At 37.4% G+C, this 23,129-nt stretch carries 20 protein-coding genes; 9 read left to right on the forward strand and 11 right to left on the reverse strand.

What is annotated here, in order from left to right; genetic code table 11:
- Position 1: 1 nt before the first annotated feature.
- The 3 genes from B176_RS0103900 to B176_RS0103910 all read right to left on the reverse strand — a co-directional run bounded on the left by B176_RS0103900 (position 2) and on the right by B176_RS0103910 (position 3,952).
- A complete protein-coding gene (locus tag B176_RS0103900; RefSeq protein WP_017257468.1) occupies positions 2–1,300 on the reverse strand; it encodes a UDP-N-acetylmuramoyl-tripeptide--D-alanyl-D-alanine ligase in 1,299 nt (432 codons plus the stop codon).
- Positions 1,301–1,542: 242 nt separating this feature from the next.
- Positions 1,543–3,084, reverse strand: coding sequence for a bifunctional GNAT family N-acetyltransferase/carbon-nitrogen hydrolase family protein (locus B176_RS0103905; RefSeq protein ID WP_017257469.1), 1,542 nt, complete (start codon positions 3,082–3,084; stop codon positions 1,543–1,545).
- Positions 3,085–3,151: 67 nt separating this feature from the next.
- A complete protein-coding gene (locus B176_RS0103910; RefSeq protein ID WP_017257470.1) occupies positions 3,152–3,952 on the reverse strand; it encodes a T9SS type A sorting domain-containing protein in 801 nt (266 codons plus the stop codon).
- A 110-nt stretch (positions 3,953–4,062) separates the two neighbouring features.
- On the opposite strand from B176_RS0103910, the gene def reads away from it, so the two are divergent.
- Positions 4,063–4,632, forward strand: a complete 570-nt coding sequence (gene def, locus B176_RS0103915) for a peptide deformylase (protein ID WP_017257471.1) — start codon at positions 4,063–4,065, stop codon at positions 4,630–4,632.
- Positions 4,633–4,768: 136 nt separating this feature from the next.
- Here def and B176_RS0103920 read toward each other — a convergent pair whose 3' ends face one another.
- The 3 genes from B176_RS0103920 to B176_RS0103930 form a co-directional block, all read right to left on the reverse strand.
- Positions 4,769–5,398, reverse strand: coding sequence for a carboxypeptidase-like regulatory domain-containing protein (locus B176_RS0103920; RefSeq protein ID WP_017257472.1), 630 nt, complete (start codon positions 5,396–5,398; stop codon positions 4,769–4,771).
- A gap of 116 nt (positions 5,399–5,514) precedes the next feature.
- Complete coding sequence (locus tag B176_RS0103925; protein WP_017257473.1) at positions 5,515–5,802, reverse strand: NifU family protein; 288 nt, start codon at positions 5,800–5,802, stop codon at positions 5,515–5,517.
- 45 nt (positions 5,803–5,847) lie between these two features.
- Complete coding sequence (locus B176_RS0103930) at positions 5,848–6,927, reverse strand: Mrp/NBP35 family ATP-binding protein (protein WP_017257474.1); 1,080 nt, start codon at positions 6,925–6,927, stop codon at positions 5,848–5,850.
- A 125-nt stretch (positions 6,928–7,052) separates the two neighbouring features.
- Between B176_RS0103930 and B176_RS0103935 the strand changes: the two genes are divergently transcribed.
- Both B176_RS0103935 and B176_RS0103940 read left to right on the forward strand, forming a co-directional pair.
- Entirely contained in the window at positions 7,053–9,191 is a 2,139-nt protein-coding gene (locus B176_RS0103935; protein WP_017257475.1) for a transglycosylase domain-containing protein, read from the forward strand.
- 115 nt (positions 9,192–9,306) lie between these two features.
- Positions 9,307–11,106 carry a glycoside hydrolase family 15 protein gene (locus B176_RS0103940; RefSeq protein WP_017257476.1) on the forward strand — a complete coding sequence of 600 codons (1,800 nt, stop codon included), beginning with the start codon at positions 9,307–9,309 and terminating at the stop codon, positions 11,104–11,106.
- Here B176_RS0103940 and B176_RS0103945 read toward each other — a convergent pair.
- A complete protein-coding gene (locus B176_RS0103945; protein WP_017257477.1) occupies positions 11,089–13,257 on the reverse strand; it encodes a bifunctional alpha,alpha-trehalose-phosphate synthase (UDP-forming)/trehalose-phosphatase in 2,169 nt (722 codons plus the stop codon). The two genes, B176_RS0103940 and B176_RS0103945, sit on opposite strands and share 18 nt — an antisense overlap.
- 282 nt (positions 13,258–13,539) lie before the next feature.
- Between B176_RS0103945 and B176_RS0103950 the strand changes: the two genes are divergently transcribed.
- On the forward strand, positions 13,540–14,172 hold the full coding sequence (locus B176_RS0103950; protein ID WP_017257478.1) for an NAD(P)H-dependent oxidoreductase: 633 nt from the start codon (positions 13,540–13,542) through the stop codon (positions 14,170–14,172).
- 66 nt (positions 14,173–14,238) lie between these two features.
- Here B176_RS0103950 and B176_RS0103955 read toward each other — a convergent pair whose 3' ends face one another.
- Positions 14,239–14,844, reverse strand: a complete 606-nt coding sequence (locus tag B176_RS0103955; protein WP_017257479.1) for a 30S ribosomal protein S16 — start codon at positions 14,842–14,844, stop codon at positions 14,239–14,241.
- A 136-nt stretch (positions 14,845–14,980) separates the two neighbouring features.
- Here B176_RS0103955 and B176_RS0103960 point away from each other — a divergent pair, with 136 nt between their 5' ends.
- The gene (locus B176_RS0103960; protein WP_026063145.1) at positions 14,981–15,517 is read left to right on the forward strand and encodes a hypothetical protein; all 537 of its coding nucleotides are present in this window, start codon (positions 14,981–14,983) and stop codon (positions 15,515–15,517) included.
- Positions 15,518–15,583: 66 nt separating this feature from the next.
- Here B176_RS0103960 and B176_RS0103965 read toward each other — a convergent pair whose 3' ends face one another.
- From B176_RS0103965 to B176_RS0103975, 3 genes are read right to left on the reverse strand one after another with little or no spacing between them, the layout of a single operon-like run.
- A complete protein-coding gene (locus tag B176_RS0103965) occupies positions 15,584–16,057 on the reverse strand; it encodes a gliding motility lipoprotein GldH (RefSeq protein WP_017257481.1) in 474 nt (157 codons plus the stop codon).
- A complete protein-coding gene (locus B176_RS0103970; protein WP_017257482.1) occupies positions 16,057–17,391 on the reverse strand; it encodes a PSP1 domain-containing protein in 1,335 nt (444 codons plus the stop codon). Before B176_RS0103970 ends, B176_RS0103965 begins: the two co-directional genes overlap by 1 nt.
- A 3-nt stretch (positions 17,392–17,394) precedes the next feature.
- On the reverse strand, positions 17,395–18,543 hold the full coding sequence (locus B176_RS0103975; RefSeq protein ID WP_017257483.1) for a DNA polymerase III subunit: 1,149 nt from the start codon (positions 18,541–18,543) through the stop codon (positions 17,395–17,397).
- 131 nt (positions 18,544–18,674) lie between these two features.
- Here B176_RS0103975 and B176_RS0103980 point away from each other — a divergent pair, with 131 nt between their 5' ends.
- From B176_RS0103980 to B176_RS0103995, 4 genes are read left to right on the forward strand one after another with little or no spacing between them, the layout of a single operon-like run.
- Entirely contained in the window at positions 18,675–19,352 is a 678-nt protein-coding gene (locus tag B176_RS0103980) for a response regulator transcription factor (protein WP_017257484.1), read from the forward strand.
- Positions 19,349–20,701, forward strand: a complete 1,353-nt coding sequence (locus B176_RS0103985) for a sensor histidine kinase (RefSeq protein ID WP_237739793.1) — start codon at positions 19,349–19,351, stop codon at positions 20,699–20,701. The genes B176_RS0103980 and B176_RS0103985 overlap by 4 nt, the downstream gene beginning before the upstream one ends.
- Positions 20,702–20,757: 56 nt before the next feature.
- Positions 20,758–22,023, forward strand: a complete 1,266-nt coding sequence (locus B176_RS0103990; RefSeq protein WP_017257486.1) for a TolC family protein — start codon at positions 20,758–20,760, stop codon at positions 22,021–22,023.
- 1 nt (position 22,024) lies between these two features.
- Positions 22,025–23,125: an efflux RND transporter periplasmic adaptor subunit gene (locus B176_RS0103995; RefSeq protein WP_017257487.1), complete on the forward strand. Its 1,101-nt coding sequence runs from the start codon at positions 22,025–22,027 to the stop codon at positions 23,123–23,125.
- The last annotated feature ends 4 nt before the right edge of the window (positions 23,126–23,129 follow it).

Consider the following 23,129-nt stretch of genomic DNA (forward strand, 5'->3'; position numbering starts at 1 on the left):
CTTACAGTAGCTCCATCAGCGTTTCTAATTTCATGCCACGGCTACCTTTTACCAATACCAAAGCGCCACTTATTGGATTTTGTTTTAGGTATTCTGTAGCTTCTGGGGTAGTTTTAAAAAACACTGTGTTCCCGTTTGGACTTTGCTTCTTAAATGTTTCTCCAATTAAAATAACTTGGTAAAAATTATAAGAAATTGCTGTTTGTAACACGCTTAAATGTTCTGCGTCAGCAGTTTCTCCAATTTCAAACATATCGCCTAAAATCAATACTTTTTTATCAGCTTTTAGTTTACTAATGTTCTCAATAGCTAAAACCATACTGCTTGGATTGGCATTGTAATAGTCGCCGATAACCGTATTTTTGGAGGTTGTTGTGATTTGGGAACGGTTATTTTTTGGAGCATAATTTGAAACACCTTTGTTGATTTGGGTTGCCGTTAATCCAAATTCTAAACCAATTGCAACCGCTGCCAAAATATTCTCGAAGTTGTAGGTGCCCGTTAATTGCGAGAGCACTTCATGAGTTTCGTTATTTGCAGTCCATTTAATCCGTAAACAGGGATTGTTATCAATTAATTCTCCTTTAATTTTACTGATATTTCCAGTTCCATAGGTAACTGTTTTTTGGAAACTTCTTTTGCTGGCCATTTCCGTCAAAGCCGAACTATCTTCGTTGATGAAAACAGTTCCGTCACGAGCTTGGAGGAAATCATATAATTCTCCTTTACCTTTTTTTACACCTTCAATCCCGCCAAAACCTTCTAAGTGCGCTTTACCAATGTTTGTTATCAGTCCAAAATCGGGCTGACAAATCTGCGAAAGCATTTCAATTTCTTTTTGATGGTTGGCACCCATCTCTATGATAGCCAATTGAATGTCATTGTCAATCTCTAACACACTTAAAGGAACACCAATGTGATTGTTTAAATTTCCTTTGGTGGCGGATGTTTTGAATGTTTCACTCAGAACGCTATTTATTAATTCTTTGGTGGTCGTTTTTCCGTTGCTTCCGGTTAAACCAATAAAAGGGATTTTTAATTGCTGTCTGTGATGTTTCGCCAGATTTTGTAGCGTATTTAAAGTGGCTTCAACTAAGATAAACTGGTGACTCGTTTTATAGCTTGCATCATCAATTACTGCGAAAGCAGCGCCTTTTCCCAAAGCTTCAGAAGCGAACTCATTTGCATCAAAATTATCGCCCTTCAACGCAAAGAATAAACAGCCTGCAGTTATGTTTCTGGTATCGGTACAAACTTTTGGGTGTGCTAAATAAAGACTGTATAATTCTGAGATGCTCATAAACTTATTTAAAAACGTAAAGTTAAACTGATTTATTTGTTTTTAACACAGAGCAAAGAGTTTTTTCACTGGGATTCACAGAGGGCTTGGATGGTTGGTTTTAACCACGGAGGTCTCAGAGGTCACAGAGTTTGAATGCTTTATTGTTTTTATTGGCTTCCAGCTCTGTGCTCTCCGTGTTCTCTGCGATTAAAATTATTTATGCAAATCAAAAAAATAATTACATTCAAAAATTTCTGGCATTATTTAACCTCACCCTTTAACGTCAAATTATAAAAATCTGTTCTACGATCTTTCAAATTCCTTACACTACCAAACTCATGTAGTTCCTTTAATAAATCCAAATTCACATCTGCAATCAGAATATTTTCTGTGTTAGGCGTAGTTTCTGCAACAATTGCGTTTGACGGGAAAGCAAAGTCAGACGGAGAGAATATGGCAGATTGCGCATATTGTAAATCCATATTATTGACTTTGGGTAAGTTACCTACAGAGCCAGTAATAGCCACGTAACATTCGTTCTCAATGGCTCTAGCTTGTGAGCAAATTCTAACTCGGTTATAAGCGTTTTGTGTATCGGTCCAAAATGGGACAAACAAAATATCCATTTGTTCTAATGCTTGTATCCTAGCCAATTCTGGGAATTCCGAATCATAACAGATCAAAATCCCAATTCGTCCGGCATCTGTATCAAAAACCTTTAAATCATTTCCACCGCTCATTCCCCACGAATGTATTTCTGATGGGGTTGGATGTATTTTAATAGAGCGGTCAAAACTACCGTCGCGACGACATAAATAAGACACATTATAAAGCTTGTCATCCTCTAACAAAGGCATACTGCCAGCAATGATGTTCACATTGTATGACACAGCCAGCTCGCAAAAGCGGTTTCTAATGTATTCGGTATGTTTTGCCAGTTCTCGAATGGCTTTTGCCTCGCCTAAATGGTTATAATCAGCCATTAAAGGCGCATTAAAAAACTCGGGGAAAACGCAAAAATCAGACGAATAATCGCTTACTGCATCAACAAAGTATTCGGCACTTTCCATTAAATCTGATACACTTGGGAATAAGCGCATTTGCCATTGTACCAAGCCAATTCTTATTTTAGATTTTTTCTGTAAGTTGTCTTTTTTCTCGTCAACGTAATATATGTTGTTCCACTCTAATAATGTGGCGAACTCTTTAGACTGCTGGTCTTCTGGGAGGTAGTTTTTTAGTATTTTTTTAACGTGGAAATCGTTCGAAATCTGGAAAGTAAGCGTGGGGTCGTAAATCTCCTTCATCTTCACCTTGTCAATATATTGGCGAGGCGTAAGGTCGGTAAACTTTTCAAAGTTGGGGATTCTTCCACCTAAGATAATAGACTTCAGATTTAAGTTTTCGCACAATAATTTACGGGCGTCATAAAGTCTTCTGGCTAAGCGTAATCCGCGATAATCGGGATGAACAAAAACTTCAATTCCATATAAAACGTCGCCCTCGTGAGTATGGGTGCTAAAGGAATAATTGCCCGTTGCCTGTGCATAAGTATGTGTGTCGCCTAATTTATCGAAATCAACAACAATACTCAAAGCTGTAGCAACCACTTTACCGTTAACTTCAATACATAGCTGCCCGTCCGGAAAAATGTTTATTAACTTTTCTATTGATTTCTCTCTCCAAAAACTTTCTCCCATAGCCGAGTAGGCAGAAATCATCGCTGATTTTAGATCAATATAATCTTCGGGTTTTAGGGTTCTTAGTTCAACAGTCTCTATTGAGTTTGGTTTTATGGACATACTATTTGTTATAAATGAGAAAGCCCCGAAAAAGCAATTTCTCGAGGCTTTTAAAAAATTGTTATGATTACTTTAAAAGCAACTTCCGTACCGCGGTTTTACCATCGCTGGTGATTTTCATTAAATATAGCCCTCTTTTTAACGACGATAGGTCAATTTCTTGTTTGTTTTGCAAGTCGTTCTTGTGCATGACCTGCTGCCCTCGCAAATCGATTAAACTTAAGTCGTAACGTTTGCTGAAATCTATATTTAGATTGCTGACAACTGGATTTGGATAAAATCTGAAATTGTTGAAAATAGCATCCTCTTGTATAGCTGTTTGAAAAAAGTTGAATGGGGAAGAGTATACGCTACAACCACTTGCGTTGTAAGCTTCAACAATATATGCGCCGTTGGTAGTCGGACTAAATGTTTTAGAAGTGGCTCCAGTAATCGGGGTGTTTCCTAAATACCATTGGTACTTCGCAGCTGTAACGTTAGCGTCTAAATTATTGCCAGTTTGCTGGACCGACGGCCTGTTCGGAATTGAAGCAACTGTGATAGTCACAGTGGATTTGTTTCCTGCACACGCACCATTCATTGGGGTAACCTCAATAGTAACATTGCTATTTTCAAACACAACGCTATATTGTGTGGGCGATATTTGGGTAATACCGGAAGTACCGGTGATATTCCAAACATAATTTGTAGCCCCTGTTGATGTTGAAGCTGTATAAATCACAACACGATCGGTACAGCCAACGCCAGTGTTTGCACCACTGGCAATACCAGTTCCAGATATGATTACATTTCCCGGTGTAGTACATTGCGCAAAAAGCTGACTTAGAGGCAATAGGAGCAAGGATAGAATAGGTAGTATTTTTTTCATTAAGATAAAAATTTATTAAAGTTAAGGAAATTATCTTTTTAGCCAATACCTAATTTATTGTTATACTAATATGTTATTAAAATAGATACATAAATGTTTATTTTTGCCAAATGAAATTACCAATAGTAGCATACGGAGATCCTGTTTTAAAGAAAGTCGCAGATAATATTGATCAAGATTATAAAGAACTTAAATCCTTGATTGATAATATGTTTGAGACAATGTATGCTGCGAGCGGGGTAGGTTTGGCCGCACCACAAGTTGGTTTACCTATTAGGTTATTTGTAGTAGATGCTTCTCCATTTGCTGAGGATGAGGAGGGTTTGAAAGATTTCAAAAAAGTTTTTATAAACCCAGTTATTGATGAAGAGACCGGTGAGAAGTGGGATTTTAATGAGGGATGTTTGAGTATTCCTGATATTAGAGAAAACGTGAGCAGGCATAGAGATTTGAAAATCAGTTACTATGACGAAAGCTTTGAGCTTAAAAAAGAAGCTTTTACCGGTTTAGCCGCTAGGGTTATACAACACGAATACGATCATATTCAGGGTAAACTATTTACCGATAGAATCAATCCACTTCGTAAAACAATGCTTAGAGGTAAATTAGACGCAATTTCTAAAGGTGCCGTAAAAGTGGATTATAAAATGAAATTTCCACTGCAAAGAAAAAAACGATAATTTAGTTCATTGGTCATAGGTAGTTAGTTCTTAGGTGGTTAGTTTATTAGAACTTTCCTTATGTCAATTTGGTTCATTATTCATTACCGTTAGCAGGTAGCTCCCTCTCCTTCGGAGAGGGCTGGGGTGAGGCTTTTTAATCTTTCCCTCTCGACTTATTACCCTCAGTAATCTGTTTAATAAGGGCGCCCCAAGCAAAAGGATTTAAAAGTGGATTGGTTTGAACCATGTGGCTGTTCATGAGTGTGTTGTGGTTGTTTTGAAAACTAGTTCCGTTGTATTCTCCGCCGTCTCGCGGTAGGCTAGCGGTTAAGTCTCTTAGACTTTCCTTAGAGATGTTTTTCATTGCAATTTCCAGATCATCATCTGCAAATTTCATTGTTAAAAAGTCCTTTTTAAACTCGTCAACACTAGCCCAAGGGAAAACCGTAACCATAGGTAGTTCAATATTATCGGCTTTGATCTTAATCAATGCGGTGAATTTTCTTTCAGTAAGATTTTTAGGTATATTAAGTTTTAGTTTTTTATATCCGACGGAGCTAAACACCAAACTATCACCTTCATGCACTACAAAAGAGAAATAGCCTTTATAGTTTGCACTGTATGTTTTTCCTTCTTCAGATAAATTTCTAATGGTTACGTATGGAACTACTGAATTACTGTCTCTATCATAAACTACCCCAGAAAACTGCACAAGCGGTTTACCCTGCTGGCTAAATGCCTGCAAACCAAAAGTAAGTAATAGGATAATCAGTAAGTTTTTCACAACGCTAATTTATATCAAAAAAAATACCATGTTGGTTTAATCTTGTTAATTTTTGTTAAACAAAAGAGCCTTCTCTTTTTAACGAAAAGGCTCTCTAAATGTTTTATCAGCTAAGCTTATTTGCTGTTTGGCATTACCGCATTTGGCGAATCAATAGGCGTTAAGTTAATGGCTTCAACAGATTTAATTTCTGGTACAGCTTTAAGCACAGCCTGCTCAATTCCTGCTTTTAGCGTCATTATACTCATCGGACATGATTCACATGAGCCCAACAATTTAATTTTTAAAATATTTTCGTCTGTTATCTCTAAAATAGAAACATTCCCAGCATCAGCAATTAAGTACGGCCTAATTGTATCTAATGCGGCCTCTACTCTTGCCAATAAATTTTCTTTATCACTCATCGTGTTTTATTTTATTCCTAAAAATACAGATTTTATTCTTTTTAATTACACAGCACTTTTATTTTGTGCTTGGTTATTTCTAATTGCAACTTGTTGAGCAACTTTTTGGGCCAATTCCATAAATGCTGCGGCAATTACATTGTCTTCTTGTAAAACCACAGGCGTTCCACTGTCGCCGGCTTGGCTTATGCTTTGCACCAAAGGCAGTTCTCCTAAAAATGGGGCGTTGTACATTTCTGCAAGTTCTCTACCACCGTTTTTTCCAAAAATATAATATTTGTTATCTGGCAATTCCGCTGGTGTAAAGTACGACATGTTTTCAACCACACCTAAAATAGGGATATTAATGGCTTCCATCCTAAACATACCAATACCCTTTTTTGCATCTGCAAGTGCTACTTGTTGTGGCGTAGTTACAATCACTGCCCCAGATATTGGGAAACTTTGGGCTACCGTAATGTGTATATCGCCAGTACCCGGAGGTAAGTCAACTACTAAATAGTCTAATTCGCCCCAATCTGCATCATTAAAAAGTTGTTTAACAGCGGTAGAAGCCATTGGTCCCCTCCATGGCACAGGTTGGTTTGGATCTGTAAAAAAACCTAAGGAAAGTAATTTAATACCGTATTGCTCAATAGGTTCAATCCGGGTTTTACCGTTAACTTCAGAAGCTTTGGGTTTTGCACCTTGTAGATTAAACATAATTGGCACCGACGGGCCGTAAATGTCTGCATCAATTAAACCTACTTTTGCACCATTTAAATTTAGTGCTAGAGCCAGGTTCGAGGCAACGGTTGATTTACCAACGCCACCTTTGCCAGATGCTACCACAATAATGTTTTTGATGTTCCCGGTCAATTGTTGTGGCGGTGCGGTTACACGGCTACTCATTTTAATACTGATTTCGGCATCCTTACTTACAAAATGTTTGATTGCGTTTCGGCAGGCATTTTCCAGCATTTCCTTCATTGGGCATGCCGGTGTAGTAAGTACCACCGTAAAACTTACCTTGTTGCCATCAATCGTTAAATCCTCAATCATTTTCAAGGTCACCAAATCCTTCTTCAGATCGGGGTCCTCTACATTTTTTAAGGCGTCTAATATATTTTCTTTCGTAAACGACATTTTATTTAATTTATGTCCGAATTTACAAAACTTACAATGATATATAGGATTCGGCGTTGTTTTTGACACAAAACCGAGAAATAATAAAATATCTTTGACGATAATTTTAAGCAACAGCTGATTGTATGACCAAGCCCTACCAAAAGTCTTTTTTTAAAAAATATAGAAAAACAATCCTTATCACTGTTGTGGCTTTTTTAGCGATTATGGTTGTTGGTGTTTCCGTCATCTATAACAAAAGGGATGGACTGTTGAAGTCCGCTGTAGAGAAAGGGATCATCAAAGCAAAAGTGAAGTATAATTTAAATGTAGCTATTGCTTCTTATGGGTTTGATGGATTAACGTCTGTTTACCTTAAAGATGTTACGGTGATTCCAGAAAACCGTGATAGTTTAGCTAGAATAGGCGACTTAAAGATCGGGGTAAAGTTGTTCCCATTGCTGTTCGGAAACGTAAAAATTGCAGAACTAACGATTCACAACGCGTTACTGTCCTTAGTAAAGAAAGATAGTGTAAGCAATTACGATTTTTTGTTTAAAAAGGATGTGCAGGATTCGGTGAAAAAAGATGCTAAAACCGATTTGTCTGAGCTTGCTAACAAGCTTTTGAAAAAAGCACTGGATAAAATTCCAGATGATATGGATATCAAAAACTTTGTGATAAGCTATGATCAGGATACTACTCATTTTAGTTTAAAAGCAGAAAGCGCAACCATTGTAAGCGGAAAAGTAAATTCTACCATCAAATTAAACGATCACCAAGCAGTATGGCATGTAACGGGCTCCGCAGATCCTTCAAACCAACAATTTGATTTAAAGTTTTTTGCGGATAATCAACCTGTAAAAGTTCCGTATTTGGATAAGAAATACGATTTAAAAGTAAGTTTTGATACAGTAAGAACCATTATGAGAGGTGCAAAACGGGTGGGGAAGGAGTTCGAGATTGATGGTACTTGGTACGTAAGAAACCTGGTGATTAACCATCCGAAAATTGCCCCTAATGATGTTATTGTGAAATCTGGATCGGTAGATGCAATCATGCTTATTGGTCCAAATTACGTTGCTTTGGATAGTAGTTCGGTAGTTAGTTTGGGCAAAGCGCAAGTTAGCCCATTCGTGAAAATAACTTTTGGTAATAAGAAAATATACCAGCTAAAGCTTAACGCTTATGATCAAGTTGCACAAGACGTTTTTGACGCCTTTCCCATCGGTTTATTTGAGTCTTTAGAGGGTATAAAAGTAAATGGAAAGCTAAATTACATGCTTGATTTTTATTTAGATGAAGCCAAGCCAGATGGTGTTGTATTTAGCTCGGGCTTAACCGGGGCTGATGATTTTAAGATTATGAAGTTCGGTAAAGTGAATTTCCAGAAAATCAATAATCCCTTTACATACACTCCATACGAAAAAGGAAAACCTGTGCGAGACATTACAGTTGGTCCGGCTAACCCAAACTACGCATCGCTTCAGTCTATATCTCCAAACATGAAAAACGCGTTGATCAGCTCAGAAGACCCCACTTTTTACTCGCATAAAGGGTTTGAAGAGGAAGCCATACGGAAATCAATTGCAACCAACTTTAAAGCAAAATCTTTTAAAAGAGGAGCAAGTACCATATCTATGCAGTTGGTGAAAAACGTTTTTTTAAACCGTAAAAAAAATCTAGCCCGTAAGTTTGAGGAGATATTGATTGTGTGGCTGATAGAAAATCAGAAACTGACCTCAAAATCTAGAATGTACGAGGTTTACTTAAACATTATTGAGTGGGGCAATAACGTTTACGGAATTGGCGAAGCAGCGCATTATTACTTCGGTAAATCGCCGGCAGAGTTATCTGTGGGAGAATCTATTTACCTGGCCAGTATAGTTCCTAAACCAAAAGCTTCTTTATACAAATGGCAGTATGATGGTTCTTTAAAGCCATTTATGAGTGGTTATTATGCATCGTTAGGTAAGTTAATGGCCATTAACGGATACATTGCTAGAGATAGCAGTAATTATGGTTTCTATAATGTGAGGTTAAAAGAAAGCTTACGTAGGCAAATTGCGCCAAGTGATTTTGTGCCCGATAGTCTTGCAGAAGAAGAGGATAATGGTTTTTTTAACCTAAATATTTTCAAAAAAGTATTGCCCAAAGATTCCGTTGAGAAAAAGGAAAGTTTTTTAAAGCGTGTTTTTGAGGGAGAAAATACTGGGAAAGATAGTACAGAGAAAACACCAAAAGAGCGTCGTATAGAGCGTCGGGAGCAAAGGAAGAAGCAATAAATAAGTTATTTTTTGGTGCTGATAATAGCAAAGGGTAACACTTATCTCAGGAAAAAAATCTTTTTATGAGATTTAGGTATAGACCTTGCATGGTTAATAACAAACATTACATTTTATGGGACGACACGTTTATGAGACAGGATTAATTGGTAATTGCTCTTTTTTAGCACATATTCATAAAAATACCGACGTTAAATGGCTTTGCTGGCCAAGGTTTGATAGCTCTTTTGTTTTTGGATCTATGTTGGACGAAAACAAGGGCGGAGAATTTTCAATCAAACCATCTGGCGAATTTACTTCTAAGCAGTACTATCAAGAAAACACCAATATTCTTTGCACAGAAATTACCACAGAAACAGGTAAATACAGAGTTACTGATTTTGCACCCAGGTTTCAGCAATATGATAGATATTTTAAGCCTTTAATGCTTGTAAGAAAAATTGAGCCTTTAGAAGGTAATCCACATATTAAAATTGTGTGTAAGCCAGTTTATAACTATGGCTTAACCGAGTTAGAAACGGTAAGAGGAAGTAACCATGTTAACTTTCATGGCTGTGGCGAAAACTTACGCTTAACTACAAATGCAACGATTTCATACATTGTTGAAAACCAGTATTTTATTCTGAAAGAAACAAAATACGCGATTTTAACTTACGGTGAACCCCTTGAAGCAGGTACCGAGGTTACCGCAGAACGCTTTTTGCAGGAAACCAACGCTTATTGGCGAACTTGGGTGAAGAGATCATCCATCGGTGATTTTAATCAGGAATTTGTGATTAGATCAGCTTTGGCTTTAAAAATCCATCAATATGAAGATACTGGAGCTATCATTGCAGCCAGTACCACCAGTTTGCCAGAGTTCCCGGGAAGTGGTAGAAATTGGGATTACCGCTACTGTTGGTTAAGAGATACCTATTATGTAATTAGCGCACTGCACCACATTGGGCACTTTGAGGAAACAGAAAAGTACTTCGATTACATTACCGATATTTCTTTTGAAGAAGGTTTGCGCTATCAGCCTTTGTACAGTATTTCCCGCCAAAAAGATTTAACAGAAAAAATCGCCGATCATTTAGAGGGCTACCTAGGTAATGGACCAGTGAGAATTGGGAACCAAGCTTATGAGCATATACAGAATGATATTTACGGACAGGCATTGATTTCTCTTTTACCTTTATATACTGATCATCGTTTTGTTTTTTCAGAACGTAAAGATTCGGCCCATTTAGTAGAAATGGCCTTGAAAAGAATTGAGCATACTATTGATGAAAAAGATGCTGGAATATGGGAATTTAGAAACAGTGCTTATATGCACTGCTACAGTAACTTGTTTCAATGGGCGGGTTGTAGCGCAGCGCTTAAAATTGCAAGAAGCATCAATAATAAAGAGCTTGAAGAAAAAGCCAGGGGTTTAATGGAACGGGCTGCGGAACATATTGAAGCTTGTTATGATCCTGTCCGTAAGGTTTACACACACGCTGTTGGTAGCCCGTATTTAGATGCAAGTACCTTGCAACTGATTATGATGAACTACATTGACCCTAATTCGCAAAAAGCTCGAGATCATTTGACCGCTTTAGAGGCAGAACTTAAAACACCAAACGGTTTGTTTTACCGATATGTACATACTGATGATTTTGGTAAACCCGAAACTACATTTTTGATTTGTGCATTTTGGTATGTGGAAGCTTTAGCCTGTGTAGGGCGATTGGATGATGCAATACGAGAATTTGAAAAATTGATGCCTTATGCCAATGATTTAAAACTGTTTAGCGAAGATGTTGACGAAACAGATGGCAGTATGTGGGGGAATTTTCCGCAGGCATACAGTCATGTTGGGTTAATGAATGCAGCCTACAGAATTTCCAATAAATTGAATAAGCCTCTGTACTTATCTTCAGAGACTATTAAGTAAGTTTCTTACTTCTTCCACATTTCTGAGGTAATAATTTGCCTCAGAAATGCTTGTGCCAACCTTAATGGTAATTGCAACATCGTTAATGGCAGTAAATATATCCTCATCCGTATGGTCATCGCCCATGGCAATAATGAAATCAAACTGTTTGTTGTGAAGGTATTCTAAAGTAGCTTTCCCTTTGTTGATTTCTGCATTTTTAACTTCTAGTACTTTATTCCCGGGTAAAAGCTGTAGCCCCATTTCTCTGGTGAGGTATCTCATGTTGCTCATCAGCTCATTCGCTCTAAGTTCTCCTAAGCCAGTTTCCACTTTTCGGTAATGCCAAGCAAATGAATACCTCTTTTCTTCAATAAAACTACCTGGAGTTCTGTCTGAGTAGGATTCTAACATTGGGCGTACGTTTACTTTCCATTTATCAGAAAGATTTGGTGTTTCCTCCCAGTCGTTAGTTCCAGATTTTTTCCAAGCACCGTGTTCTGCAATCAAGTCTAAAGCAGGCAAATGTCCAAACCATTGCTCCAGCGTTTCATGCTTTCTACCACTAATGATGATTACTTGGTTTCTATCATCGTTGCTTAACTTATTAATCAACTGATAAAGTTCTCGATCTGGCGATGCATCATCAATATTAGCTTTAAAGTTCACCAACGTTCCATCATAATCTAAAAATAATGCTCTTTTTTTAGCGCTTCTCATTTTGGTGCTAAATTCAGCTAATAAATTTTTGTTTACATGTCTTGCTCTTCTTGATTTTTCTGTTTCTTTTGCTTCTTTAAGTTGATCCATAAATACTTTTACCCAATGTTTGATGTCAAATTTTGTAACGGTTTGTTTTAAGCTCGTCATTCTGCACTGTTGCTCTTCCTCGCTCATTTCCAATGCCTGAATAATAGCTTGGCTCATCTCTTCTAAATTGTTAGGGTTAACAATCAAAGCTTCAACCAGCTCTTTGGATGCACCTGCCATCTCGCTTAAAATCAGTACCCCGCTATTGTCGGTTTTGCTGGCTATATATTCTTTGCTCACCAAATTCATCCCGTCTCGCATGGGCGTAACTAAGCAAATCTGTGATTTGTTATAAAGCGCAGAAAGCTCTTCAATAGGGAAAGATCTGTAAAAATATTGAATAGGGTTCCAGCTTGTAGTACGGAATCTGGCGTTGATGTTGCCTACCATTTTATCAATATTATCACGCAACTCGCTGTATTGCGGAATGGTATCACGAGACGGTACCACAATCATATGCAGGCAAATTTGCTCCACGTATTTTGGGTTCTCTAATAAAATCTTCTCAAAGGCCGCTAATCTTTGTAAAATCCCTTTGCTATAATCCAATCGATCAATCGATAAAATAACTTTGACGTCACCTAGAATTTCATTGTAATGATTTATAATCTCCATTACTTTCGAGGTTTTTGGCAAGGCACTAAATTTTTCGGCATCAATTCCCATTGGGAAAGCATCAATAGCAATATTCCTGTCTTCTTTATGGATGATATTTGCACTCGTCTGTATCGGTAAAACCCGAGTGGCCGAACTTGTGAAATGCCGTACATCATCATAAGTATGGAAACCAATCAAATCGGCACCAAGCATTCCTTCTAAAAGTTCTGATCTCCAAGGGATCAAACGAAATAGCTCAAAAGAGGGGAAGGGGATGTGCTGGAAAAAGCCGATGGTTGCATCTGGCAATTCATCTCTCAACAATCCCGGTAAAAGAAGTAATTGGTAATCTTGAATCCAGATGACGTCATCTGGTTCGGCAAATTCTAAAACTGCATTTTTGAATTTTTCATTAACGGCCTTATAGCTATCCCAGTAAGTCTGTTCAAATTGCGCATAGGTGCTCATGTAATGAAAAATTGGCCAAAGCGTTTCGTTAGAAAATCCTTCGTAGTATAAGTGTATTTCTTCTTCGGTTAAAAAAACCGGAGCAAGATTTTCTTTTGCAAGCTTGTTTTTAATTCGGGGTTCTTCAGATTTTGGTACGTCTAATCCACACCAACCAATCCAAATATTGTTGCCTTCTTTATATACAGAGCCTAAACCGGTAGCCAACCCCCCTTCGCTTACTTTTAGTTGGTATTCGTTGTTCTCTTCAGTAATCTTAACTGGTAATCTATTCGAAATAATAATTGTCTTACTCATAATTTTCTGATAGTACTGTGCCTACATATACAAGCAATTATGTAACCATAAAACCTAAAGAATATAATTATGGTAAAAAAGAAGGCTTTTTAAAATGAGAATATTTTTTTATTAGCTCGTTTTTTATTTAAATGATAAGTTAGTTATGCGTCTGCGTTGAAACTTATCGCTGATAATTAGGTTGGAACTTTTGCTGGTCCATACCATCATGAAAAGGTCATCTAATTTAATTTACAAAAAACTAGACGTTTAAACATTTATTTTTGTTGAAAATATAGAATAATGAAAGAGATTATTGATTCCTTAAATTGGAGATACGCCACTAAATCGTTTAACGGCGACAAAAAATTAACAGATAACCAGCTAGATGGATTATTGTCAGCGATTCAGCTTGCACCGAGTTCTTTTGGCTTGCAGCCTTATAAAGTTATAGTAGTTGAAGACCAGAAAGTTAAAGAGCAACTAAAGGCGGCGGCATATGGACAAGCTCAGTTGACAGATGCTTCACACATTTTTGTATTTGCAATAGAGAAGAACTTCTCCGAAAAACATGTCGATTCTTTTATAGCAAATATTGCTGAGACCCGCGGTGTTGCGGTAGCCGATTTGAAAGGTTTTTCGGATGTGATGAAAGGGACTGTAAACTCAAGATCAGCCGAGGAGTTAGATGTTTGGAACAGCCGCCAAGCTTATATTGGTTTGGGCGTTTTGTTAGAAACTGCTGCATTAAATAGAATTGATGCATGCCCAATGGAAGGTTTTGATAATGCAAAGTTTGATGAGATTTTAGGTTTACAGATTGAAAACTTACATGCTGTAGCTATTGCTGCTGTTGGCTTTAGAGCGGCAGATGATGTTTATCAGCATTATACCAAAGTGAGAAAAGCAAAGGATAATTTATTTATCCATATCTAAAACCTAAATGCATAAAAAAAGCTCCTTGATAAATTTATCAAGGAGCTTTTTTGTGATGATTTAAAACTATTCAGCAGTTGGAGTTTCCTCTGCTTTAGTTTGTTCAGCTGCAGGAGTTTCCTCTGTTGCTGCTTCTTCAGAAGTAGCTTCTGCTGTAACCTCTTCAGTTGTTGCTTCTGCAGTAACTTCTTCTTCCACTGGCTCTTCAGCTGGTGGAGTGTTTTTAGCAGCTACTGCCGCTGCAGTTGCTTCTTTCTTTTTAGTTTCTGCTTCTAAAGCTACTTTTTTAGCAGCTTCTTTAGTTGAAGATAAGCCATCTTTTTTAGCTTGTATTTTACTTTCTTTGCTTTCTAACCAAGTTGCAAATTTAGCATCTGCTTGTTCTTGAGTTAAAGCTCCTTTTGTAATACCACCGTTTAAGTGATTTTTGTAAAGTACGCCTTTGTAAGAAAGTATAGTTTTAGCAGTATCAGTTGGAGTTGCTCCAGTTGATATCCAAGTAACTGCTTTATCAAAATTTAATTCGATAGTTGCGGGGTTAGTGTTTGGATTGTAAGAACCTAATCTCTCAATAAATTTACCGTCTCTTGGAGATCTTGAATCTGCCACTACGATGTGATAAAAAGGTTTTCCTTTTTTACCGTGTCTTTGTAATCTAATTTTAGTTGCCATTTTTTAAATACATTAAATTTTTGCAATACCCCTTTTCTCGAAAGGGACGCAAATGTACATTTTTTAACGCTAATAAGCTAATGTGATAATGTTATTTTTTTTGTGTGAAGCTAAAAAAATGTAATACTTTTATCATATGCTTATAAGAACTCTAATTATTGCGTTTGTGATGTGTTTAAGTACACAGTTTGTACAATCGCAGGAAAATAAAATATTGATTTCATTTAAAGATAATACGTCCAAGGTTATCAAAAAAGGAGATTATGTTAGGTTATCATATCCAAGTAATAAAATGGATATCAAAAAAACAGCTAAAACACCACAACTTTTAGGGTTTAGAGGGAAAGTAGATTCTATCGCTCAAAATCAGGTTTGGCTAAAAGTGGATAAAAGAACAGCGAAAAAGCGAGTTTTTACTATTGATGATATTGTGGCCATCAAAAGTGTTTCAAAATCGGCTGAATTTTTAACGTTTTTGGGGTCTTGGGCAGTTATAGGAACGGGAGCAGCCTTGGCAGCAAACGCAGCAGATTTAAATTCTGGAGCTGTAGCATTTGCGGGAATTTTTTCTGTGTTTCCATCGGCAATATTAACTGCAAACGTTTTTTACCCAACCAAACCTAAACATAAAGTAGGTGAGGATTATACAATAAAGGTGATTACTATTAATTAGAATCACCTTTATTGGCTTAAGTAATACGTTAAAGGTCTGCTAAAAAAACAAGCAGTAGCAGATAATTTATTTAGTTTCCTCAATAAATATCCCAACATCATTAATCCCTTTAAGCGGATTATCTCTCATATTTTGCTCAACGATTAGGGTGTATTTTCCAGTGCTGGCAAATTTATATCGCTCTTTGTAGATGAGCTGGTATGTAAATAAATTCCCGCTTCCAGTGCCCAGCCATTGGCCATCTGGCATAGCTAGCTGAAACTCTTGCCTTACAGGTATATCTTTTTGGTTAGGACCAATAATATGGAAACGCAACCATATGTTCGCGTACTTATAATCCGCGGTATGCCTAAAGTTTACATATATATTATAAGCCTGCATACTATCAGTTATGTTAATGTTTGCCTTCACAGGGTTTACGTAGCTCCAAGTCTGTTTTGGAATTGCTTGGTAGGTATCTACTTTAACATTTTGATCAACACAACCTTGTATGCCAACCACTGGCAAAAAAAACAGAAATAATAATTTTTTAAATTCCATTACTCTTGTGTGGGCTTGTTGTTGTTATTGGTCCTGCGTTTTTTGTTGCGATTGTTGCGTTTAGGCTTGTCGGCTTGAGCAGGGTCTTCTGTCGATTTTTCTGTGTTTGCCTGAGGTTTTGCTACTCTCGGTGCATCAGTACTGTCCGCCTTTTCAGTTTTATTAGCAGGTCTACTGTTTCTCGCCTTATTTCTGTTGTTGTTCTTGTTTTTACGAGCTTTTTCATCTAAACGGGTCAAGCTATCTTGTCCTACTACGTTTTCGTAATCAAAAGACTTTTCAGTAGCTTTTAACTCCTCCATTACGGCTGCCATATCGCGTAAATCCTCTGGCTTCTCACCACGTTTATTCATTTCCTGAATCTCTTTTACACGTGTTGCCTCTACCGGAATCCAAGCGTTTTCTTCTCCGAAGTAGCTAAACCACATCAGTTGTTTAAAGATGTCAGTTTTTTGAAGTCGGGCTTCCCCTTTTTCGGTTTTTAAACGATCAGCATGAGACGGAATGGTCTTTAGCGCATCCATATAAGTGTCTAACTCGTAGTTTAAACAGCATTTAAGTTTGCCGCATTGACCAGCAAGTTTCAACGTATTTAGCGATAAATTCTGATACCTGGCGGATGATGTAGAAACCGTTTTAAAATCGGTTAGCCAAGTACTGCAGCATAGCTCTCGTCCGCATGAGCCAATTCCACCTAATCTGCTGGCCTCTTGGCGCATTCCGATCTGGCGCATTTCTATCCTTACCCTAAAAGCTTCGGCAAGTTTTTTAATTAATTCTCTAAAATCCACACGACCATCAGCAGTATAATAAAAAGTTGCTTTTGAGCGGTCTCCTTGGTATTCAACATCAGAAAGTTTCATGGCTAAACCAAGTTCTAAAGCTATCGTTCTAGCTTTATGCATCGTTTCAGACTCTCTTTCCTTTGCGTTTTTCCATTTGTCTACATCTTGCGGTGTAGCTTTACGATAAAGTTTTAAAGGCGATTTTTCTTCCGTAACTTTTTTGCGTTTCATCTGCATACGCACCAGTTCGCCGGTAAGCGTAACATGACCAATATCGTAACCACCGGTAGTGGTTTCAACGGCTACTAACTCACCGTTTTCGATATAAATATTCTCGTCATTTTTGTAAAAATCCTTTCTTGAACCCTTAAAACGTATTTCAACGTAAGGAAAAGGTTTATAATTAGAAGGTAAATCCATGTCGGATAACCAATCGTAAACATCCAATTTGCTGCAACCGCCATCTGTTAAACAGGTGCCATTACTTTTGCAGCCATTAGGAGTAGTGCTACAACCACCACCTCCTGATGAACAACTTCCACATCCCATAATTTATAATATAATTGAGTCCGCCGTAGGGCGGAGCGTTTTAAATTTTAAAATTTTAACTAAGGTCAAAGATACATCTAAAAATAATATTTTAGGGTTTGCGTTTCGCTCAATATGATATTGGGCTTTTTCTAATTCTTGCGCAACTGCCTGTACCTGTGCTAAGGTTAATACCGACGAAAATTTACTGATAAATTCCAATTCTTTTTCGGGAATATGAATTAAGCCAGGTGTTTGCGCAATAAACAGGGTGCATTCCCGCATTAGATTTACGCCATAACGCAAAAAGTTTTTTTGATTTTCCCGACCCATTTTCGCCAGTTCGCCCTCTGTATAGGTAACTATTTCTAAACCTTTATTTCCCCAACAAGCCCTTAACCAGCCTAAAAATAAATCGTGAAAGCTGTTTTCTTGATGCCCCATGAGTTGAAGTGCAGTTTGCAAACTCCCGTTACTCAAGTAGGCCAGTTGTTTAGCCACTGCGCTATTGATGTTTTTTTTATCAATCAAATAATCTTCAATTTCGCCAGCTTTTAATTTAGGGATTTTTACCAGTTGTGTTCTGGAAATAATGGTGTTTAAAATCTGATCCTGATTTTGCGCTACCAATAAAAAAAGTGTTTTTTGCGATGGCTCTTCGATTACTTTAAGCAAGGCATTACCCTCCTTTTCTAGATATTCGGGCAACCAAAGTATCAGTATTTTATATTCTGATTCGAACGGTTTTAAGCTTAGTTTACTGATGATACTGTGAGCTTCGGCGATGTTAATGTTAGCCTGTTTGTTTTCTGCATTTAATTGTTCCCGCCATTCATCTAAGCCTAAATACGGATTTGCTAAAAACGCAGCTCGCCATTCTTCAATAAAAGTTAATGCAGTATCTTCTTTATGTTTTGCAAAGAAAGGGTAGGAGAAGTGCAAATCTGGATGAACCAATTTATTGTACTTTCTGCATGAAGAACACTCACCGCAAGAGTCTGCTTCTTCCTTGTTTTCGCAACAAATATATTGGGCATAAGCCAAAGCCAAAGCTAAACTTCCAGAACCTTCGGGCCCTAAAAACAGCTGCGCATGACTAATACGTTCATCTTTAACAGTTTGTACGAGGTGCTTTTTAACAGCTTCTTGACCTACAATATTTTTGAATTGCATGTTTGCAAATTAATAAAATTAATGGAACGACTGGATTTTAGGGTTGCTTTAAATTCTCATTTTTAAACAGGCTCTAAGTGTATTCAATCTTTTTAATCTCAATTTAATAGGGTTATCATTATTTTTACAAGATGCTTAGAATAGGAATAGCGGAAGACGACCATAAAATTGCAATTCTTCTTAAAACTGCTTTGGTTGAAAGCGATTACCAAGTAGCTGTTGAGGATAATGGTTTAGATGCCTTAACGTTTTTCAAAGCGGAAACTTTCAATTTGCTTATTATTGACGTAATGATGCCCGGGATTAATGGCGTTCAGCTTTGTATGCAGTTGAGAAAAGAGGGAATAAAAACCCCCATTTTGATGTTGACCGCTTTAGGAACTGTAGATGATAAAGTGATTGGACTGGAAGCTGGAGCAGACGATTACTTGGTTAAACCTTTTCATTTGAAAGAGCTTTTGGCAAGAGTAAGCGCATTATTGCGTAGACAGAAATATGTAGACGAACCCGAAACAAATTTGTTGATTTTTGAAGATTTGCAAATGAATATCGAAAGCAAGGAGGTAAGTAGAGGTGGTGTTTCAATTGAATTGAGCGCTAAAGAATTTGCGCTGTTAATGCTGTTTTTACAAAACCCGAACCGCTTGCTTTCTAGGCAATATATTGCGGAACAGGCTTGGGATATCCATTTTGAAAGAGGTACCAACGTGATTGATGTTTATATTAACTTTTTAAGGAAAAAAATAGAAAAAGGCTTCTCGCGGAAGCTCATCCATACCAAAATTAATATGGGATATATTTTAAAATGATGAAAATCAAAGACCGCATAGCCCTGTTTTTTACCCTCATTAGCACTACCATGCTGCTAATGGTATTATGTGTGGTGTATTTTACTTTCATGAAGTTTTTAGAGGCTGATTTTTTTGAACGTTTAACGGATCGGACTATGGTTACAGCCACACTTTACTTAGAAGCCGACGAAATTAGTAGAGATGACTTGGACGTTGTTAGACAGAAATATCTTCAGAAGCTTAATGGCGAAGTAATTAGGATTTACGATGAAAAAGATAGAGCCACCTTTATAGGCGATTCTACCCAATATTGGACTAAATCTATTATTGATAAAGTCCGCCAAAAAAAACATTTAAAATATGATGATGGCGAAAAACAGGTAGTAGGTATTTATTATAAAGACAACCAAGGCGATTTTGTGATTTTAGCGGCAGCAGCAGATTTTGGGTCGCATAAGCGATTGGGCAAGTTGCTTAAGATTATGCTTTTTTCCTTTTTGATTATCTCGGTCATCATTTTATTATTGAGTCGTTGGGTAGCAGAAAAGATGTTGCAGCCTTTACATCGTTTTGCGCAGGAAGTGAAACAGATTGGTTTTCAGAATATGGCTTTTAGGGTAAAGGAACAGTCTAAAAAAGATGAAATTAACCTTATTACGCAAAGTTTTAACCACTTGATGGAGGAACTGGAGCAAGCATTTATTTTACAGAAAACCTTTGTTGCCAATGCATCTCACGAATTGCGAACACCTGTTACCCGTATGATGATGACTGCTGAATTAGCATTGTCGAAAGAGAGAAATCCGCAAGATTATAAGCTTGCGATTCAGTCTTTGCTCGAGGATTCTGAAAAAATGAATGAAATTATTTCGGCATTACTAGCGTTGGCAAAAGTAGACCTAACTTTAACGAATGCTCATTTTTCTCCTTTGCGGCTGGATCAGCTGATGGAAAAAATAGCTACCGGATGGCATTACAAAAAGCTCCCGCTAAAAACGGACTTCCCAAAAACAACTATAAAGCAACCAGAAGTATTGGCAAATGCCGTGTTGTTGCAAATTGCTTTGGATAACCTGCTAGCAAATGCGTTCAAATTTTCTAACAATCAAGAGGTGGGTTGCACATTGGAAGTTTTGAAAGAGAACTATTTAATCACGATTAAAGATACAGGTGTAGGAATACACGAAGCTGATTTAACGGAGGTGTTCAAGCCATTTTTCACCCAATCAAACCAAATTGGCGAGGCCGGAGAAGGAATGGGCTTGTATCTGGCACAAAAAATCATCTCTTTACATCACGGTATTATTAATGTAGCGTCTGTAAAGAATCAGGGAACTGTGTTTACTGTTCGCCTACCTAAACTTTAATCCCTTTTTAATCTGCCTTTAAGTTCTCTTTAATTCGGCAAGACTAAGTTTGCTGGATGACAAAAAACATTACGGCACTTCTCTTATTTTTTCTAGGCTTTGTGAGTTCTGGCTTTGCACAAACCAACACGCTTAAACTTACCCTGCAAACTGCAGAAAGCCTTTTCTTAAGTAATAATCGTGATTTATTAGCCGCAAACTACCAAATTGAAGAAGCTAAAGCAGCAATAATTACGGCAAAGCTTTTCGATAATCCAGAGCTACAGTACGAGAATCTTTTCTATAACCACGAAACCAAGAAGTTTCTACAAACATCCTATCAGTATGGGCAGTATAGCGGCTCCATTTCTCAACTTATTAAGTTAGCGGGTAAGCGTAATAAAAATATTAAGCTCGCAGAAACAGGCGGCGTACTAGCAGAAAATGCTTACTTCGACTTATTGCGTACTTTACGTTTTGAACTGCGGAGTACTTTTTACGAAACTTACTTTTTATCTCGCTCGGTAGCTACCTACGAACAACAGATTTTGGCTACTCAACAATTGCTAAATGTGTACGAGGAACAGCTGAAAATGGGCAATGTTGCTTTAAAAGAGGTTATTCGCGTTAGGTCTTTGGTGTTTGCTTTAAAGGCTGAGCTGGCAGAACTTTTAAATGAGCTGGAAGACCACTATAAAACTTTAAGACTTTTTTGTGGGATTGATGCGCTTAAACCGATATCATTAGTAGCCGATGTTATTCCGCAAGAGACGATTGCAAAAACTCCTTATTCCGTTTTATTGGATTCGGCAAAACTAAACCGAGCCGATCTTAAACTGGCAAATACAGGCCTCCGTTTACAGCAGCAAAATCTAAAATTACAAAAAGCTACCGCAATTCCTGATGTGGAGATTTCACTTACTTATGATCTTAAAGGTAATTATCCCGAAAAATATACGGGACTAGGTATCAGCATTCCAATTCCGTTATTCAACAGGAACCAGGGCGAAATTAAAAAAGCAAATATCGGTATCCAAGCGGCTCAAAATAGGTTGGCGCAACAAGAAGATATACTCCAAAATGAGGTTTCTACCTCGCTAAATACAGCCATCAGAATTGAAAAGTTGTATCAGGAATTAGACCCAGCTTCTGATAAAGATTTTAACAAGATGATGGTAGACTTAACGCAGCATCTTAAACAGAAAGACATCAGCCTATTAGAATTTTTGGACTTATATGATGCTTATAAGGAACACACTTTAAAGCTTAATAAACTTCGTTTCCAAAATATAAAAGCAAAGGAAGAAATCAATTACGTAACTGGATCTAAAATTTTTAAATAACATGCTAAATCTTTATAGAAATACTTTAAAAGCCATATTCGTTTTATATTTAGGCTTAATGATGGCTTGTACAACTCACGTTGAGGAAAAGCCGAAAGCCGAAAAATTTGTAGTAACCGATTCATTAATTAAGCGATTGCTTGTTGATACCGTGGAGCAAGCTAACGGAAAAACAGAATTGACTTTCTCAGCTAAAATTACAGTAAACGAGGAACGTAAATCAGACCTATTCCCGATGGTGAGTGGTACCGTGAATAATGTAAATGTTAGGTTGGGAGATGAGGTGAAACGTGGACAAACCATGGCAACTGTTATCAGTTCTGAAATGGCAGGTTTTGACAAAGATGTAATTGCGGCGACAGCGGAGCTAAAAACGGCAGGTCGTAGTTTAACACAAGCCAAGCAATTATTTAAAAGTGGGCTAACTTCTGAAAGAGAGTTACAAGAGGCGGAGAATGATTATCAGATTAAACAGGCCGAACTTAAAAGAGCAAATGCAGTATTGAATTTAAATGGAGGGAATCAAAAAGGGCTATACGCTATAAAATCTCCGCTAAACGGTTTCGTTATCGAAAAAAACGTCACTGATTTTATGCAGTTGAGAAACGATAACGACCATAGCCTTTTTACCGTGGCAGACCTTTCAGAAGTTTGGGCAATGGTGAATGTTTATGAATCTGAGGTTTCACAGATCCACGTTGGTGATGAAGTGAGCTTAGCAACTTTATCTTATCCAGCTAAGAAGTTCATCGGCAAGGTTGATAAAATATATAATCTTATCAATCAAAAAAGTAGGGTAATGAGCGCAAGAGTCGTGATTAAAAACCCAGATTTTCTGTTAAAACCAGGAATGCTAGGCACTGCTAAAGTTTCGGCGAGTTCGGGCGTGGATTTGCCAGTGCTTAATGCTAGAGCAGTTGTTTTTGATAACAATAAAAACTATGTTTTGCTTTTGGACGAACAGCAAAAGGTGAGTATCCAAGAGATTGAAATAGGTAGAAAAGCTGGTGATAAAATCTACATCAAGAAAGGCTTAAAAACTGGCGACCGTGTCATTGCATCTAAACAAGTCTTTTTATTCGAAAGCCTAAAATCAAAATAATTTA

The sequence above is a fragment of the Pedobacter arcticus A12 genome, from assembly GCF_000302595.1.
Taxonomy (GTDB): domain Bacteria; phylum Bacteroidota; class Bacteroidia; order Sphingobacteriales; family Sphingobacteriaceae; genus Pseudopedobacter; species Pseudopedobacter arcticus.

Excerpts from the sequence above, each read along its gene's own strand:
- B176_RS0103990 (WP_017257486.1), top strand. The coding sequence starts at position 20,758 with ATGACAAAAAACATTACGGCACTTCTCTTATTTTTTCTAGGCTTTGTG.
- B176_RS0103950 (WP_017257478.1), top strand. The coding sequence starts at position 13,540 with ATGAAAGAGATTATTGATTCCTTAAATTGGAGATACGCCACTAAATCG.
- B176_RS0103910 (WP_017257470.1), bottom strand. The coding sequence starts at position 3,952 with ATGAAAAAAATACTACCTATTCTATCCTTGCTCCTATTGCCTCTAAGT.
- B176_RS0103965 (WP_017257481.1), bottom strand. The coding sequence starts at position 16,057 with ATGGAATTTAAAAAATTATTATTTCTGTTTTTTTTGCCAGTGGTTGGC.
- B176_RS0103980 (WP_017257484.1), top strand. The coding sequence starts at position 18,675 with ATGCTTAGAATAGGAATAGCGGAAGACGACCATAAAATTGCAATTCTT.
- B176_RS0103945 (WP_017257477.1), bottom strand. The coding sequence starts at position 13,257 with ATGAGTAAGACAATTATTATTTCGAATAGATTACCAGTTAAGATTACT.
- B176_RS0103905 (WP_017257469.1), bottom strand. The coding sequence starts at position 3,084 with ATGTCCATAAAACCAAACTCAATAGAGACTGTTGAACTAAGAACCCTA.
- B176_RS0103960 (WP_026063145.1), top strand. The coding sequence starts at position 14,981 with ATGCTTATAAGAACTCTAATTATTGCGTTTGTGATGTGTTTAAGTACA.
- B176_RS0103975 (WP_017257483.1), bottom strand. The coding sequence starts at position 18,543 with ATGCAATTCAAAAATATTGTAGGTCAAGAAGCTGTTAAAAAGCACCTC.
- B176_RS0103970 (WP_017257482.1), bottom strand. The coding sequence starts at position 17,391 with ATGGGATGTGGAAGTTGTTCATCAGGAGGTGGTGGTTGTAGCACTACT.
- B176_RS0103925 (WP_017257473.1), bottom strand. The coding sequence starts at position 5,802 with ATGAGTGATAAAGAAAATTTATTGGCAAGAGTAGAGGCCGCATTAGAT.
- B176_RS0103995 (WP_017257487.1), top strand. The coding sequence starts at position 22,025 with ATGCTAAATCTTTATAGAAATACTTTAAAAGCCATATTCGTTTTATAT.
- def (WP_017257471.1), top strand. The coding sequence starts at position 4,063 with ATGAAATTACCAATAGTAGCATACGGAGATCCTGTTTTAAAGAAAGTC.
- B176_RS0103955 (WP_017257479.1), bottom strand. The coding sequence starts at position 14,844 with ATGGCAACTAAAATTAGATTACAAAGACACGGTAAAAAAGGAAAACCT.
- B176_RS0103940 (WP_017257476.1), top strand. The coding sequence starts at position 9,307 with ATGGGACGACACGTTTATGAGACAGGATTAATTGGTAATTGCTCTTTT.
- B176_RS0103985 (WP_237739793.1), top strand. The coding sequence starts at position 19,349 with ATGATGAAAATCAAAGACCGCATAGCCCTGTTTTTTACCCTCATTAGC.
- B176_RS0103935 (WP_017257475.1), top strand. The coding sequence starts at position 7,053 with ATGACCAAGCCCTACCAAAAGTCTTTTTTTAAAAAATATAGAAAAACA.
- B176_RS0103900 (WP_017257468.1), bottom strand. The coding sequence starts at position 1,300 with ATGAGCATCTCAGAATTATACAGTCTTTATTTAGCACACCCAAAAGTT.
- B176_RS0103930 (WP_017257474.1), bottom strand. The coding sequence starts at position 6,927 with ATGTCGTTTACGAAAGAAAATATATTAGACGCCTTAAAAAATGTAGAG.